Consider the following 14,589-nt stretch of genomic DNA (forward strand, 5'->3'; position numbering starts at 1 on the left):
TTATTCCTTTTTAAAAAATTTGGAATTATAAACCAACTGAATACCAGCCTCTAAATCTATTTTATGCTTCCAACCCAAGCTGTGAATCTTAGTAACATCCAACAATTTCCTTGGAGTTCCATCTGGCTTGTCTAAATTCCAAGTTATGTCTCCTTTAAAACCTGTTATCTCCTTAATTAAAAGGGCCAAGTCTTTTATGGAAATATCTGTTCCTGTTCCAATGTTTATAGGTTCATTCCCAGAGTAATGTTGCATTAAAAAACAACAGGCTAATGCTAAATCATCGACATGCAAAAACTCACGCATGGGCTTTCCAGAGCCCCAAACCTCGACACTTGTAGAATTTGCTTCTTTCGCCTCATGAAACTTTCGCAACAAAGCTGGGAGGACATGCGAATTCTTTAAATTGTAATTATCGTTTGGACCATATAAATTGGTTGGCATAGCAGATATAAAGTCGCAACCATATTGTCTATTGTAATTTTCACAGAGTTTCACACCTGTTATTTTAGCAATGGCATAAGGCTCATTAGTTGGTTCTAAAGCGCCTGTTAACATGCTTGATTCAGAAATTGGTTGTTGGGCGTATTTAGGATATATACAGGAAGACCCTAAAAACAAGAGCTTTTTCACGCCATGCACATAACTTTGATGGATGATATTGGCTTCTATCATTAAATTATCGTACAAAAATTCGGCTCGATACAAATTATTTGCTTCTATCCCTCCTACTTTTGCTGCAGCTAAGAACACATATTCTGGTTTTTCAATTTCAAAATATTCAGAAACAGCTTGCTGATTGGTTAAATCTAATACTTTAGAGCTTTTAAAAACTAAATTATTAAAACCTTGGGTTTCCAATGCCCTAACAATAGCCGAACCAACCATTCCTGTATGACCTGCCACATATATTTTAGCACTTTTATTCATGCTTAAATGACGTTTTACTTGTGTTGTTATTAAAACCACCAGATGTTAAATAGGCTTCTTTTTTACAGGATTGTAAATCGTGAGCCATCATTTCGGTAATTAGTGCCTGCAACGTGTATTTAGGTTTCCAGTTTAGTAAGGCTTTACATTTATCTGCATTACCCACTAATAAATCGACTTCTGTTGGTCTATAATAATTAGGATCAATTTTTACAACTATTTGACCAATTGGTAATTGATAATCAGCATGGTTACATGCATTAACTATAGCAACCTCATCTTCTCCAGAGCCTTTAAAAGACAATTCAATACCTACTTCCTTAAAAGCCATAACAACAAAATCTCGAACTCGTGTTGTAATCCCTGTAGCTATTACATAATCTCTAGCCTCTTCTTGTTGTAACATCAACCACATGGCTTCTACATAATCTTTGGCATGACCCCAATCTCGTTGGGCATCCAAATTTCCTAAATACAACACATCTTGTTGCTTTAGCGCAATGCGACTTGCAGCACGTGTTATTTTTCGTGATACAAAGGTTTCTCCACGTAGTGGCGATTCGTGATTAAACAAAATACCATTGCAAGCAAACATGTTATATGCTTCTCTGTAATTTACAGTTATCCAATAAGCATACAATTTAGCCACACCATAAGGAGAACGTGGATAAAAAGGCGTTGTTTCTGTTTGTGGCGTTTCTTGAACCATACCATAAAGCTCTGATGTGGATGCTTGGTAAATTTTGGTTTTCTCGGTAAGACCCAATAACCGTACAGCTTCTAAAATACGTAAGGTACCTAATCCATCGACATTGGCTGTATATTCTGGAGTGTCAAAACTTACTTTTACATGGCTCATGGCTCCCAGATTGTAAATCTCGTCTGGCTGCACATCTTGTATAATTCGCGTTAAATTCATGGCATCACTTAAATCGCCATAATGTAAGGTGAACCTGATTTCGTCTTCGTGTGGGTCTTGATACAAATGGTCCACACGTTGGGTATTTAATAAGGAAGCACGACGTTTAATACCATGTACCTGATAACCTTTTTCTAATAAAAGTTCGGCTAAATAAGCACCATCTTGGCCTGTGATTCCTGTTATTAATGCTGTTTTTTGTTTTTTCATTTAAATAAATTCATCTTAATTGTTATTATAAATGCTATAAATGCTGGCTTATATTAGTTTTTATTTAATGATTCCAACAACTTCTATATTTACTAATATCAATTAAATTTCGCTCTAATATCTTTATAACTTGATTCTCGTTAAATTTTGAAGCGTTATTAATATTTTTTGATACTTCTATTAATTTTTGTCTAAAGTCACTTTTTAATATTTCATCCATTGTCTCAAAAATAGTATTAGCTTCTAATGGATTAAAATAAAGCGCACCATCTTCCAATTGCTCACGATGTCCTTTAAAATCTGAACATAAAACTGGACAACCTAATGTTCTTGCCTCTAATAATGGCATATTGGTTGGGCCTAAAAATGTAGGCATTACTAATGCAACAGCATTAGAATATAAGGTATAAATAGATTGTAAATCCATAAAGCCAAGATAAATTACATGCTCTTCTAATTTAAGTTGAATAATTTTATTTTTTATATAATCTAAATTTCCTTTGTCACTACCTGTAAGTACAAGTTTGAAATGAGGCTCTTTCAATATTAAACTTTTAAATGCTAATAACAAGTTATAATGATTTTTATGAGCCCAAAACTGTGCAGGATAAAAAAAGAATTTCTCTTTTTCTATATTAAAAGACTTTAATAAATCTTGTTGTTTTTCTGTTGAAACCTTTTGATGTATTACTCCTCCAGGAAAAATAGGCAAAACTTTAATTCGTGCTGGATTAATATTTAAATAGGATATTAATTCTTCTTTTCCTGCTTCAGATTCGGAAAATATGGAAATAGCCTTTTTTAAAGTTTCATTATACCAGGTATGCCTTAAATTAAAAGCTTTTTTATTTGAAACTTCAGGAAACGCATACATACTTATATGTCCTATATCCCAATTGGTTGAAATAAAAGGAAAATCTTCTATTACACACTGAGTTTGGCTTAAATAATAAATAATATCTATATTATTTATTATTAATTGTTTTCTATAAGATGCATAAATACGTTTACGCTTTAAATTTCTATCTGCTTGTGAATATAAACGCTTTAAGAAATAACTATTTTTAAAAATAAATTTATTAAGTTTTTGCTTAATATTCTCTTTTTTAAGTTGCTTATCAAATTGCAAGCAAACAACTTCCTTTTTGTAAGATTTTATTAGTGATTTTGAAGTTAGAAAGACAATCTCAATTTCGGTTGAAAATTCATGATTATCTATTAAATGTATCAACCTATCAGCATATGAAAAACCTCCACCTACCTGAGTATCAATATCTTCATTTAACCAAACACCTACCTTCATAAATTATACTTTTTTGGCAACAACTACCACATTCCAACTTTTGGTATTAGGTTCTTTAAAAGTCATCCATTCATAAAAATGTTCTACGTTAAATCCCGCATACTCTAAATAAAATTCAATCTCCTTTTTAAAAAAATAACGCATAGAGTGTACCTCATTTATTATTTCGGAAGTGTTATTCTCTTTATTATTAATAAATATCTCGTAATTAACATCAACTATATTTTCATTGATATGTAATTTAGGTTTGGCCTGCCGTTTAACTTTAATAAAATCATCTTCTAAAATTTTTATTCTAGGTTCTGGTCGATCTGTTAAAACTCCTGGTCCATACCAAAAATCGAAGACAAATAAACCATCCTTTTTTAAATGGTTATAAGCTGTTTTAAAGGTCTTTATTACATCTGAATTAGTGTTTTGATAACTCATAACATGGAATAAAGAGGTTACCACATCATAGTGTTTATTGTTTTTAAAATCTGTGATACTATTTACATAAAAATTTAAATCAACATTGCCAGAATATCTCTCTTTTGCACGTGAAATCATTTGTGGTGACATATCTACACCATCTACTTGACAATTTAAATTCGAAAATAAATTAGCATGAATACCAGTCCCACACCCCAAATCTAAAATAGTATAATTATTTTGATTACTATTTAATTTTATAAGTGAGTTTATATATTCAACTTCTCCTTGATAGTCTTTGTCACTGTATAACAAATCATAATACTTTGCATATAGATTAAACTTATCCATAATAACTCACTGCTTTAATAATTTGTTCAGAAACTTCATCAATTTCAGCATTACTCAATCCTAAACCTGAGGGTATGTAAAATCCAGTTCGAGCCAATTTTTCGGCTTGTGGATAGGTTTCACCTAGAAACATACCAAGTTTATTAAAAACAGGTTGCTCATGCATACACCAAAAAAACGGTCTAGTTCCAATTTTGTTATCTCCTAATTTTTTTTGGATTTCTATGGCCATCACTTCAGTTTTTGCTATTAAACCATAAACCCAATAGATGTTTTCGGCATAATCTGTAGACTTTAGTGGTAATTCAACATTTATTAAATCTTTTAAGTTTTGGTTGTAACGATCACCTATCTCTCGTTTACGTTCTACAATAGATTGAATATTTTCTAATTGGGCAACTCCTAAAGCCGCTTGCATATTAGTCATCCTGTAGTTCCAACCTAATTCATCATGCACAAAACGACGTCCAGGTTTAAAGCATAGATTTTTTAATGTTCTACATCTTTCGGCTAGCTCATCATCGTCTGTTAAAATCATACCACCTTCTCCTGTTGTAATGTGTTTATTAGGGTAAAAACTAAAAATACTTATATCTCCAAAACTACCACATTGTTTACCATTATAGGTTTGCCCATGCATTTCTGCTGCATCTTCAATAATTTTAAGTTGGTATTTTTTAGCTAAACTTAATATGGCATCCAAATCTACTGGAAGTCCATAAATATGAACAACAAGGATTGCTTTTGTTTTAGATGTTATTTTAGCCTCAATTTGATTAACATCCATATTCCATGTTAAAGGATCTGAATCAATTAAAACGGGTACCAATCCTTCATTAACCAAGGATTGAGCTGGAGAAATTATTGTAAACGTTGGCATAATAACCTCGCTTCCCTTTTCAAGATTTAAAGCTCTAATAGCTACATCTAGAGCAGCAGACCCATTTGATACTGCAATACCATGTTGTCTTCCAACAAAACAAGCAATGTCTTCTTCAAATCTTCTCACAAAAGGTCCTTCACTGGATATCCACCCAGTTTCTACACACTCTAAAAGGTATTTCTTTTCATTTCCATTAAGCAATGGTGTGTTAACTGGTATCATTGTTATTTTATATTTGCTTCGTTTATAGGTTCAAATCTTGTTTTATCTTTTTCACCCGAATATGGTCCTTGTTTTACTTCTATAATTTCGCTAGTCTCTAACATACTAAATCCATGACCTCCAGAAGCTAATAAAACAACATCTCCAGTTTTTAAAGTGCGACTTTCTAAATAATTTTTATTGTCATCATAGAAATCAACACGAACTTTACCAGATTTAATGAATAATACTTCCTGGGTCCAAATGACTTCGCGTGTTACAGGATTGTGTACATGAGGTTCGATAACATAGCCTTTTTCACGCTTCATATAACCTAATTGTTGGGAGAAATCGTCTGGTGTAAAAAAAGTAATTCCTTCTTTTTCATAAGTAGATTTTATAATAATACCCAATAATTGATCTTTAAATTTAATCTCTTCAAACATAATGCTTACTTTGAAATTTCAATATAATTCTTTTTTTTAATAACCTTGTAAAAGGTAGTTGTGCTTCTTCCAATATTAGCGATTTTAAAGACAAATTTATTAATGTTCTTTTCTCTGGCTTAAAAGCTCTCAATTTATTTGATAAATCTTTTAAATCATAACCAAAGTAGTCAACATGTTTTTTACTTAGTGCTTCAATAAAATCTAACGCTAGTTTTTTTTTCTGTGTATTATTTATAGTTTTCTTCCAAGAATTAAGATATGAGTCTGAAGGTTTAGAGTGTTTTTTTAGGCTTTTTGTATCTATAGCTTGGGTATTTACAAAATCGTCTTTAACTTTATAAGTCCCTACACTTTCAGGCAATTCTAATTCCAAATAATTAAATATCTTTAATAATTCCTGTTCAGGGTTTTCAATTAAATCTTCATATTTTACCAAAATCTTATTATCATATGTCTTTAAAGCCTTATCAATTTCAACTGGTGCAGAAAACAAATCTTCTACTCGATCTTTTGAAGATAAGAAGTTAACATAATTGCCTTTAAAATTATGATCAAGAATAGAGGCAAAAACAGATAATGGATTTCTTACTAAAAAAACAAATTTAGCTTGAGGAAACAACTCATATAATTCATCAATTATATGGTAATAACGTGGTGTTTTATCAAGAAAATAGCAATCTCCATTTGTGTTATATGCATAAAGTTTTAAAGCTAAGTCTTTTATTTGTTGTTTAAATGTATCAAGTCCATGGTCTATATTATTTAAATAGTCCAAAAAATTAATACTGGCATAATTTGGATTATAACCATCGCTAATATTTGTTTTTTTATAGGTATGTATTAAAGATAGCATTTGCCAAGATTCTGGTGCCGAAGTAATGCCTTTGTTGTTTAATAAAAGTTGCTGAGTCAAAGAAGATCCTGATCTAGGCTGAGATATTAAAAAAATGAGCTGATTTTCATTCATCTAATTTCATATATAATTAAAATGTTCCATTAAATCTTTGGAGTTTTTCATAAAATCATCATTTATCTTTTCATTAAAATAACCTGTCCATTGCTCACTAGTTCCTTTTCTAAAAAAATTAATATTCTTTTTTTCAATTTCAACTCCATCAGACAATTGCATTTTTTTAAGATTATTAAATGAAGAACTATTTATTGCGAAATTAAGTTTCTCTTCATAAATTGCTTCACCAAGAAAAGAAATAACCTCTTTAAAGGTTGAGTTTGTATCTTTTTTTAAATCTTCATATTTAACAAATATTATATTATTAGGGTTTTCCTTTTTAAATTTCAAAGCGGCTCTTAAATGCTCTTGCCAATTACCTGCCTCTGATGATAATTTAGAAAAATAAAACTCTTCAAAACTCCCTTTAAAACCACGTAATTCTTTTTGATAGTAATAATATGAAACTAAAGCATCTCTTCCGTCCCTAACAATATAAATAATTTTTGGGTAAACGAGTTTCACGAAATGAGATTTGATTATTCTTAATCCTTTTTTGGAATTGATTGATTCAATTGAAGATTTATGAATTGAAGGAATAAACACTTCTAAATCATCATAAACCAACTTTTTTGATTTTGGATTAAACAGGTAGTTAATCAATAAAAAACGCATCCAAGTATTACCAGATTTAGGAAATGACACCAAATAAACATCATTAGGTTTTATGTCAATTCCATCTTTTTTATTCTTGATTTTTATTAAAGACTTTATTTTATTCCTTATTTTTAAATTAATCATTACATTGTTATTGTTCCTTCCATATTAATAATTCCATGCTTGTTTCTTTCATGAAAAACACCTGTACTAAATCTATCTTTTTTAGGTATAACATATCCTATAACATTCTCTCCATAAATTATCATTTCTAATTTTGGTTTTGCAACCCAAACATCAAAGTAATAATTTCCTCCAGAAAATAAAGTCAAAAAGTTTTTTAAATAAAATGAAATTTCTGATTCCCCTTTTTTTAAATTAAAACTTTCACCAGTAATAGCTGGTGTTATACTCCCTATAACTATATCATTAAAATCTTTAATTTTAATTCCAAAGCCAATATTTTTAATTTCAAGTTTAGTATCAACTAATAGTTTAACGCATATACTGCTTTGTTCAATTTCTTTAATAAAAATATTTTTAAAAATAATGCCGTAATTTGTGTTTTCCAATGGAAAAATATTAGTCCTACTTTTTAATATGGTATTTGCATTCTCTAAATAAAAATCAACAGCATCATCCGTTTCTCCTTCAAAAACAGTTTTCCCATGTTCTAAGACAATAGCACGTGAGCACAGACTTTTTACTGCAGCCATATTATGGCTTACAAACAAGACGGTTCTCCCATCTCCTTTGCTTATATCCTGCATCTTGCCAATGGCTTTTTTCTGGAATTCGGCATCTCCTACGGCCAACACCTCATCTATCACTAAAATATCTGGCTCTAAATGTGCTGCTACTGCAAAAGCTAAACGTACTGTCATACCAGAACTATAGCGTTTTACAGGTGTATCTACATAGCGTTCGCAGCCTGAAAAATCGATGATTTCTTGTTCTTTAGCCTTTATTTCAGCTTTAGTCATTCCTAAAATAGCCCCATTTAAATAAATATTCTCTCTTCCAGTAAGTTCTGGATGAAACCCAGTACCTACTTCCAGTAAACTGGCAATGCGTCCTTTGGTTTTAATTTCTCCTGTGGTTGGAATAGTTACACGAGACAATATTTTTAATAAGGTACTTTTTCCTGCGCCATTTTTACCTATAATTCCTAAAACTTCTCCCTTGTTTACTTCAAAATTAATGTCACGCAAAGCCCACACATAGTCGCTATCTGCCTTTGTACTTCGGTCGTTAACTGCACCCACTTTTAGATATGGATCTTCTTTGCCACGAATACCAGCCCACCAACGATTTAAATCGTGGCTGATAGTTCCAGTACCTACAAGACCTAGTCGGTATTGTTTACTAATGTTTTTGGCTTTAAGTATTACCATAAAATCTTAATTCAATAATTTCTGTTTCTTTAATTAATATTCGTAAAAATAACTACACCGTATCAATAAATGTCTTCTCGGTTCTGTTAAAGATTATAATTCCAAAAACCAAAACCAGCAATGTTACAGAAATGGTATATATAATTCCAAACAAACTAAGAGTACCAGTTCCAAGTAACATATAACGTGCTGTTTCAATTATATAAGCTAAGGGATTATATTCTACAATCCAGGCAATTTTTGGTAATTTCTCTCGCATAAGAGCCAAAGGATACATAACAGCCGACACATACATTAACAACTGCACGCCAAAGCCCACTAAAAACTTTAAATCGCGATATTTAGTAACCAAGCTCGAAATTATCATTCCACTTCCAAGTCCTAATAAGCCCATTAGCATGACAATAACTGGAAAAAACAGAATGCTATTATTTATGTGAATTGCTGCTCCATTCATATAATAATAAATATAAAAAGCTATAAAGATGAGGAGTTGAATACTAAACTTCATCAAGTTAGAGATAACAATGGATAAAGGCACAATGATCCTTGGAAAATAGACCTTTCCAAAAATAGCGGCATTGGTTTTAAACGTATCGCTAGTAGAAGATAAACAGGTATTAAAATAATTCCAGATAGAGACGCCTGCTAAATTAAATAAGAATGGTGGCACTGTACCAGTTTCTATATTAGCCACTTTATTGAAAATAAGGGTAAAAGTTAGCGCTGTAAACAAGGGTTGAATTAAATACCATAATGGTCCTAAAACAGTTTGTTTATAGACCGTAACCACATCGCGTTTTACAAATAGCATTAATAAATCGCGATAGTGCCAAATCTCCTTAAAATTAAAATCTATTAATTTCCGTTTTGAAGAAATGGTATATAACCATGCATCGTCATCAATCTTGCTCAATGTAAGTCCTTTTTTTTGGTTGTGGCTAATATAGTTAATAATGAAAAATTAATAATGAAGAATTGGTGAAAAATTCCAAATTCCACAAAACAAAATTCTAAAAACAAAAATCTAAAAACAAAAATCTTAAACCTTAGCCTTTGAACAAAGAATCCTTTTCATAGCGAGCTCTTTTTATTTCGTAATTTCGAACCACCCTTCTGTTGCAAAGCTGAGGAACAACTCTACAACTTAAGTCTAAACAACTAATTGTTAAAATAATCCCAAGTAATCTTCAAGCCTTCTCCAACCGAGTATTTAGGTTGATAGCCTATTAAGCGTTCTGCTTTAGTGACATCAGCTAATGAGTCTCTTACATCTCCTTGACGTTCGGGTCCATATAGAGCATCCAAATTAGAATTTGCTGCTTGTTTTAAAGAATCCCAAAGATAATTGACACTAATACGTTCTCCACATGCTACATTAAACACTTGGTTGCTTGCTGCTTTAGAAGCAAAAAAGCCACGAATATTTGCTTGAACGGCATTATCTACAAATGTAAAATCTCGTGTTTGCTCGCCATCGCCATTAATTTTTGGCGACTTATTATCTTTTAATGCTTGCATAAATAATGGAATTACTGCTGCATAAGCACCATCTGGACTTTGCTTTGGCCCAAACACATTGAAGTATCGTAAACCAACAACATCTGTATTGTATGTTTTTCCAAAAACATCTGCATACAGTTCGTTCACATATTTGGTTACTGCATAAGGAGATAAAGGTTTCCCTATATTATCTTCTAATTTTGGTAACGCTTTACTATCTCCATAAGTTGAGCTAGATGCAGCATAAACCATACGTTTTACAGTCTTTGAGTCTTTTAAGGCAATCATCATATTTAAAAAACCGCTAATATTAACTTCATTAGTGGTTGCAGGATCATTAATTGAACGTGGTACGGAACCCAAAGCTGCTTGATGAGACACATAGTCCATATCTTGCATTGCTTTTTTACAAGTTTCCAGATTTCTAATATCTCCTTCCATTAATTCAAAAGCTGGATTACTATGGAACTCCGTTAAATTTTCTCGATGTCCATTTGAAAAATCATCTAATACTCTAACTTTTTTAGCATTATATTTCAACAAATATTCTACAATATTGGAACCTATAAAACCTCCTCCTCCAGTAATTAAGAAAGAAAATTGAGACAAATCCTCTAAATGATATTTGTGCTTATACATCATAATCTAGCGTCTACAGTATGTTTTGGTAATAAGGATTTTACATCGAATATAACTCCGATATTAGATTTTAATTGTTGAAGATCTATTTCTAAAAACTCATTATGAGATACAGCTAATACTATAGCATCATAATTATTATTAATGTCATTTTTATTACAAATCAAATCAAAGTTATACTCTTCTTTAACCTCTTCTGAAGAAGCCCATGGATCAAATACATCCACATCAACATCATAGCTTTCAAATTCTCTAATAATGTCAATAACTCTAGAATTTCTAATATCTGGACAATTCTCTTTAAATGTAATACCTAACACGAGTACCTTTGAACCTTTTATAGTCGCTCCCTTTTTAATCATTATTTTAACTGTTTCTTGAGCCACATAACCTCCCATGCTATCATTCATCTTTCTTCCAGCTAAAATAATTTCAGGATTATAACCAGATTCTATGGCTTTTTGAGCCAAATAGTAGGGGTCTACACCAATACAGTGTCCTCCAACCAATCCAGGCGTAAAATTGATGAAATTCCACTTGGTTCCAGCTGCTTCCAGAACAGCTTTAGTATCTATATCTAATAATCTAAAGATTTTTGATAACTCATTTACAAAAGCTATGTTAATATCTCTTTGGGAGTTCTCAATAACTTTGGCTGCTTCTGCCACTTTAATGGAAGGCGCCATATGAGTTCCAGCAGTGATAATAGATTTATACAAATCATCAACAACTTTTGCTATTTCAGGAGTAGAACCAGAAGTTACTTTTAAAATTTTAGTAACAGTATGTTTTTTATCTCCCGGATTTATTCGTTCTGGCGAATATCCTGCAAAAAAGTCTACATTAAATTTAAGCCCAGAAACAGATTCTAGAATTGGAACACAAATATCTTCGGTTACACCAGGATATACTGTAGATTCGTAAATAACAATATCATTAGGTTTAAGAATGCTTCCAATGCTTTCACTTGCTTTAACTAAGGGTGTGAAAATTGGCTTATTTAATTCGTCTGTTGGTGTTGGTACTGTAATGATATAAACAGTAGAATCTTTCATATCAACCAAATCGCTTGAAACAAAAAGACCCTTTTCACTCGTTTTATTAGTAATAATAACCTCTTTTAAGTGATTTTCTTCAACTTCTAATGTTCTATCTTTTCCAGATCTGAGTTCTGCAATACGTTTGGTATTGATATCAAAACCGATGACATGATATTTTTTTGCAAACTCCACTGCTAAAGGCAAACCTACATAGCCGAGACCAACAATGGCGATATTATTTATTTTCATATATATAAATTAATTTAAAAGCCTATTTTGATTTAAATTCTTTTTAAAAAATCTTTTATTTTTTTAAAAACTGTTTGTTTTCCATTTTCATGATACGCATTACCATAGACGCCATAGCCATAGCCATAGCCATAACCGTATCCATAGCCGTAATTTTGATTGGATTTATGCTTGTAGAAATTCAGAATAAAGTGAATATTCTTGATTTCTCCAGCTCGGTGTTTTGCATTGACAAGTTGCAACATTCCCTTTTTGGTGTAATCTAAACGCACCATAAATATTGAGGTGTCTGCATATTTTACCAATTCAAAAGCATCTGTAACCAAGCCTAAAGGTGGCGTGTCTAATATAATAATATCATATGTCTCCCGAAGATCAGCTATAAGCATCTTCAATTTAGGACTCATTAATAACTCTGATGGGTTTGGAGGAATAGGACCAGCAGTTACCACATCTAAATTTTCGACATGTGTATGAAATTTTACTTCATCAAAAGTTTTTTCGCCTATAAGATAATTAACAATCCCAGTTTCATTGTCTATTTTAAAATCATCAAATATTTTGGGTTTACGTAAATCCAGTCCTAATAAAATAGTCTTTTTACCACTTAATGCGTAAACCGTAGCAATATTTATAGAACAAAAGGTTTTACCTTCTCCACTTACCGAAGATGTAATTAAAATAGTTCTACCTCCCTCTATTTGAGACTTATTCAAAACAAATTGTAAACTGGAACGTATGGAGCGAAAAGACTCAGCTACAGCAGACTTTGGTTTTTCAAAAACCACTAAATTATTATGATATCTGTATTTACCAATCAACCCAATTATTGGGATTTTAGACAAGCGTTCTACTTCATCAGATCCATGAATGGTATGATCTAGAAGAAAGATAACAAAGATTAGAAACATGGGAATAAAGAAACCAAGCATCAATCCCATCATATAATTCAACGATTTATTAGGACCTATCAAGCCACCACCAATATCTTTGGCTTCGTCAATAATACCTATATCTGATACATTTGCTGCTTTTACAATAGCTGCTTCACTGCGTTTAGCCATATACAAATCGTATGCCTCCTGACTAATATCCAGTTTTCTCTGAATTTTTAAAAACTCCTGTTGATCTTCAGGCAAACCACTTAACTTAGCTTCGAAATTTGCTATATTTCGTTGTAAGTTGCTCAAAAGCGCACGAATAGTACTTTTTGTTGCATCGATAGTTTCTAATAAGACATTTTTTTCTGCATTGATTCGTCTGTCAATGTCTTTAAAAATATCAGAATCTTCTCTCATGGAGTATTCCATACTTTGACGTTCAATTGCCAAGGCTGTTATTTTAGATACTGAACTCATAATATTAGACTCCTGAATTCCTACCGAACTTGGAGCAGCAATACGTGTATAATCTGTTTTAGTACGTAAATAATTCTCAAGCGCATCTAAATAATTAAGTTTTGTTTGTTCAGTCTCTTTTTGGGATTCAAATTCTTTTAACTTATCAGATATATCTTTCATTTCAGAAGAAACATCAAACACCTTGTTTTCCTTTCTGAAGTTATTCATCTCATCTCCAAAATCTTTTAAACTAGCATTGACTGCTGCCAAACTACTATCAATAAACTTAATAGTATTTGTTGCGTATAAATTTTTACGTTCCAACTCCGATTTACTTAAAATGACAGCTGTGGTATTTAAGTAATCTACAATTTTAGACTTGTTATTACCTGCCAGAGATAATACCAAAACAGATGCAGAAGAATTAGTAGAGGGCTTCACTCCAATGCCTTGCTTATAGCCATTCACTGCACTATCAAAATTACTGAATCGTAAATAGAATTCCAATCCTGGCTTGACAGGGCTTTCGTTACGTAACCTAACAATCCCATGTAAAAATGGTAAATTAATAACTTCTCCGATTTGAAATTGCTGCTTAAAAATTCCTATAGGGATAGAAACTGGTATTCGCTCTTTAGAGTCATATAGTTGTCCTGAACCTTTTTCAGACTCAAACTCCGTATAAATCTCAAATGTATTATTTGTTAAGAAACGAATACCAATAAAATGCCCTAGTAATTGAGGTTTTGATTTATCGAGTTCGAATACAAAAGGAGCATCTTTATATATGTCTACCTTGTGGTATTTCCCTTCAACAAAGTAATTCATATAAGATTTCAAAGAATCAACTACTTTTTCATTATGAGTTCGGGTTTGTAAAGTTGTGATGGTCTTTCCCATTTTACCAGAAACACCTCCCCAATTAAAAGAAATACTTGTATTTGCTGTAAAAAAGGGATTCTGGTCATTCTCAACCGAAATTAATGAATCTAATTTATAAACATTCTGCTTTCTAACATTTATAAAATATGCGATAATAAGAGCAACACCTATACATACCAATACAAACTTCCAAAGGTTCAATACTTTAAATAAATACCCTTTAAAATCGAAGTTAATCCTTCCCCCTTCTTGATCTATATCTTCATATTCTGCCATGCT

At 31.6% G+C, this 14,589-nt stretch carries 13 protein-coding genes; all 13 read right to left on the reverse strand.

The features are described 5' to 3' along the window. The 13 genes from LX78_RS09595 to LX78_RS09655 all read right to left on the reverse strand — a co-directional run bounded on the left by LX78_RS09595 (position 1) and on the right by LX78_RS09655 (position 14,586). The gene (locus tag LX78_RS09595; RefSeq protein WP_109682447.1) at positions 1-930 is read right to left on the reverse strand and encodes a GDP-L-fucose synthase family protein; all 930 of its coding nucleotides are present in this window, start codon (positions 928-930) and stop codon (positions 1-3) included. Continuing rightward, entirely contained in the window at positions 923-2,059 is a 1,137-nt protein-coding gene (gmd, locus tag LX78_RS09600) for a GDP-mannose 4,6-dehydratase (protein ID WP_109682448.1), read from the reverse strand. The genes LX78_RS09595 and gmd overlap by 8 nt, the downstream gene beginning before the upstream one ends. 64 nt (positions 2,060-2,123) lie before the next feature. Beyond that, positions 2,124-3,362 (reverse strand): glycosyltransferase family 4 protein, encoded by a 1,239-nt coding sequence (locus tag LX78_RS09605; protein ID WP_109682449.1) that lies wholly within the window; start codon positions 3,360-3,362, stop codon positions 2,124-2,126. 3 nt (positions 3,363-3,365) lie between these two features. After that, positions 3,366-4,124, reverse strand: a complete 759-nt coding sequence (locus LX78_RS09610) for a class I SAM-dependent DNA methyltransferase (protein ID WP_109682450.1) — start codon at positions 4,122-4,124, stop codon at positions 3,366-3,368. After that, positions 4,117-5,229, reverse strand: a complete 1,113-nt coding sequence (locus tag LX78_RS09615) for a DegT/DnrJ/EryC1/StrS family aminotransferase (protein ID WP_109682451.1) — start codon at positions 5,227-5,229, stop codon at positions 4,117-4,119. Before LX78_RS09615 ends, LX78_RS09610 begins: the two co-directional genes overlap by 8 nt. 2 nt (positions 5,230-5,231) lie before the next feature. Beyond that, positions 5,232-5,654 (reverse strand): cupin domain-containing protein, encoded by a 423-nt coding sequence (locus tag LX78_RS09620; protein ID WP_109682452.1) that lies wholly within the window; start codon positions 5,652-5,654, stop codon positions 5,232-5,234. Then, a complete protein-coding gene (locus LX78_RS09625) occupies positions 5,647-6,624 on the reverse strand; it encodes a sulfotransferase family protein (protein WP_109682453.1) in 978 nt (325 codons plus the stop codon). Before LX78_RS09625 ends, LX78_RS09620 begins: the two co-directional genes overlap by 8 nt. Before the next feature lie 6 nt (positions 6,625-6,630). Further along, complete coding sequence (locus tag LX78_RS09630) at positions 6,631-7,407, reverse strand: sulfotransferase domain-containing protein (protein ID WP_109682454.1); 777 nt, start codon at positions 7,405-7,407, stop codon at positions 6,631-6,633. After that, the gene (locus LX78_RS09635; protein ID WP_109682455.1) at positions 7,407-8,657 is read right to left on the reverse strand and encodes an ABC transporter ATP-binding protein; all 1,251 of its coding nucleotides are present in this window, start codon (positions 8,655-8,657) and stop codon (positions 7,407-7,409) included. Before LX78_RS09635 ends, LX78_RS09630 begins: the two co-directional genes overlap by 1 nt. 52 nt (positions 8,658-8,709) lie before the next feature. Next, on the reverse strand, positions 8,710-9,573 hold the full coding sequence (locus LX78_RS09640; protein WP_185117709.1) for an ABC transporter permease: 864 nt from the start codon (positions 9,571-9,573) through the stop codon (positions 8,710-8,712). A 245-nt stretch (positions 9,574-9,818) separates the two neighbouring features. Beyond that, entirely contained in the window at positions 9,819-10,799 is a 981-nt protein-coding gene (locus tag LX78_RS09645; RefSeq protein ID WP_109682569.1) for an SDR family oxidoreductase, read from the reverse strand. Then, positions 10,799-12,088, reverse strand: a complete 1,290-nt coding sequence (locus tag LX78_RS09650) for a nucleotide sugar dehydrogenase (RefSeq protein ID WP_109682456.1) — start codon at positions 12,086-12,088, stop codon at positions 10,799-10,801. Before LX78_RS09650 ends, LX78_RS09645 begins: the two co-directional genes overlap by 1 nt. 32 nt (positions 12,089-12,120) lie before the next feature. Continuing rightward, a complete protein-coding gene (locus tag LX78_RS09655; RefSeq protein WP_109682457.1) occupies positions 12,121-14,586 on the reverse strand; it encodes a GumC family protein in 2,466 nt (821 codons plus the stop codon). Positions 14,587-14,589: the final 3 nt, after the last annotated feature.

The sequence above is a fragment of the Xanthomarina spongicola genome, assembly GCF_003148645.1.
Classification (GTDB): domain Bacteria; phylum Bacteroidota; class Bacteroidia; order Flavobacteriales; family Flavobacteriaceae; genus Xanthomarina; species Xanthomarina spongicola.

What these genes read in the sequence shown, in the direction of transcription:
- LX78_RS09615 (WP_109682451.1), bottom strand. Translation starts at nt 5,229, where the DNA reads ATGATACCAGTTAACACACCATTGCTTAATGGAAATGAAAAGAAATAC.
- LX78_RS09625 (WP_109682453.1), bottom strand. Translation starts at nt 6,624, where the DNA reads ATGAATGAAAATCAGCTCATTTTTTTAATATCTCAGCCTAGATCAGGA.
- LX78_RS09630 (WP_109682454.1), bottom strand. Translation starts at nt 7,407, where the DNA reads ATGATTAATTTAAAAATAAGGAATAAAATAAAGTCTTTAATAAAAATC.
- gmd (WP_109682448.1), bottom strand. Translation starts at nt 2,059, where the DNA reads ATGAAAAAACAAAAAACAGCATTAATAACAGGAATCACAGGCCAAGAT.
- LX78_RS09645 (WP_109682569.1), bottom strand. Translation starts at nt 10,799, where the DNA reads ATGTATAAGCACAAATATCATTTAGAGGATTTGTCTCAATTTTCTTTC.
- LX78_RS09605 (WP_109682449.1), bottom strand. Translation starts at nt 3,362, where the DNA reads ATGAAGGTAGGTGTTTGGTTAAATGAAGATATTGATACTCAGGTAGGT.
- LX78_RS09610 (WP_109682450.1), bottom strand. Translation starts at nt 4,124, where the DNA reads ATGGATAAGTTTAATCTATATGCAAAGTATTATGATTTGTTATACAGT.
- LX78_RS09620 (WP_109682452.1), bottom strand. Translation starts at nt 5,654, where the DNA reads ATGTTTGAAGAGATTAAATTTAAAGATCAATTATTGGGTATTATTATA.
- LX78_RS09655 (WP_109682457.1), bottom strand. Translation starts at nt 14,586, where the DNA reads ATGGCAGAATATGAAGATATAGATCAAGAAGGGGGAAGGATTAACTTC.
- LX78_RS09650 (WP_109682456.1), bottom strand. Translation starts at nt 12,088, where the DNA reads ATGAAAATAAATAATATCGCCATTGTTGGTCTCGGCTATGTAGGTTTG.
- LX78_RS09595 (WP_109682447.1), bottom strand. Translation starts at nt 930, where the DNA reads ATGAATAAAAGTGCTAAAATATATGTGGCAGGTCATACAGGAATGGTT.
- LX78_RS09635 (WP_109682455.1), bottom strand. Translation starts at nt 8,657, where the DNA reads ATGGTAATACTTAAAGCCAAAAACATTAGTAAACAATACCGACTAGGT.